Raw genomic sequence first — 1,395 nt, forward strand, 5'->3', positions numbered from 1 at the left:
GGTTCTGTCAGTCGACTTACGGGGGACTTACCCGCGGCGGCGCGATACATCATGTGACCAGAATTCACAGCAGCGGCCGCAGCGCCTGGGCCGCCTCGTGCAGCAGCGGCAGCAGCTGCGAGCGCATCTGCTCCGGCGTGTACGCGACCGACTGCAGCGTCATGCCGACGGCGCCCTTGCAGACRCCCTTGCGGTCGCGCAACGCGGTGGCGATGCCCGACAGGCCCAGGTCGCGCTGCTGCGCGGTGATCCAGTGGTCGAGCGCGCGCGCCGCGCGCACATGCTCGCGGAACACCTCGGCGGTGCTGACGGTGTGGGCGGTGAACGCATGGAAATCGTGCGCGGCGAGCCAGGCATCGAGCTCCGCATCGGCCAGCGCCGACACCATCACGATGCCCGGCGTCGCGACGTGCGCCGGCGCCCGCGCACCGACGTGGTAGCCGATCGACACGACGCGCGGCGCGTTGCTGCGCGCCACGTACACCACCTCGTGCCCGTCCAGCACGCTGACGTTGACCGTCTCGCCGCATTGCATCGACACCCGCTGGATGAACGGCTGCACCAGCCGCGGCAGCCGGGCCGCGCCGATGTAGCTCTGGCCCAGCCGCAGCACGCGGGGGGCGAGCCAGAAGCGCTTGCCGTCGGTGCCGGCATAGCCGAAGTGCACCAGGCTCAGCAGGTAGCGGCGTGCCGCGGTGCGGGTGAGGCCGGTCAGCTGCGCCGCCTCGCTGGGCGTGAGGCGCGAATGGTCGTCATCGAAGGCCTCGATCACGCGCAGGCCCTTGCCCAGGCCTTCGATGAGGTCCTTCCGGTCGATCTGGAACGGGATGTCGTCCATGCGCTGGTGGGGATCGATGACCCGCGTAGTTACCCGAAAAAAGCGCGATAGTCGCGCAGGTCGCGCGATCATCGCTCAATTCCGGGTCGCCACGCTTGTGGCCCGCCCGGGCGCTGCCTACGCTCGCGCCGATGAACATTTCCGGCAGCACGCGCGTTTTCCTGATCCTCGGCGACCCGGTGGCGCAGGTGCGGGCGCCGGAGGTGTTCAACCACCTGTTCGCCCGCCACGGGGCCGATGCGGTGCTGGTGCCGGCACAGGTGGCGCCGGCCGACATGGCGGCCTTTGCGCGGCAGGCGCTGAAGGCCCGCAACATCGACGGGCTGTGGCTCGCGATCCCGCACAAGACGGCGATGGTCGAGCTGCTGGACCGCTGCGACCGGCTCGGCCGCAGTGCCGGCGCGGTGAATGCGGCGCGGCGCAACGGCGACGGCACGCTGGAGGGGGCGCTGTTCGACGGCGTCGGCTTCACGAAGGCGCTGGCGCATTTCGGCGTGCCGGTGGCCGGCCGGGCGGCGCTGGTGGTCGGCGTGGGCGGCGGCGGCGTCGCGATCGCG

At 71.3% G+C, this 1,395-nt stretch carries 2 protein-coding genes; one reads left to right on the forward strand and one right to left on the reverse strand.

The features are described 5' to 3' along the window. Positions 1-64: 64 nt before the first annotated feature. The gene (locus AC1D01_RS34620) at positions 65-838 is read right to left on the reverse strand and encodes an IclR family transcriptional regulator domain-containing protein (protein ID WP_477874029.1); all 774 of its coding nucleotides are present in this window, start codon (positions 836-838) and stop codon (positions 65-67) included. Between the two features lie 131 nt (positions 839-969). On the opposite strand from AC1D01_RS34620, the gene AC1D01_RS34625 reads away from it, so the two are divergent. After that, a partial coding sequence (locus AC1D01_RS34625; RefSeq protein WP_477874031.1) for a shikimate dehydrogenase family protein occupies positions 970-1,395 on the forward strand: 426 nt, incomplete at its 3' end.

It is taken from the genome of Rhizobacter sp. P3_B12, assembly GCF_056402895.1.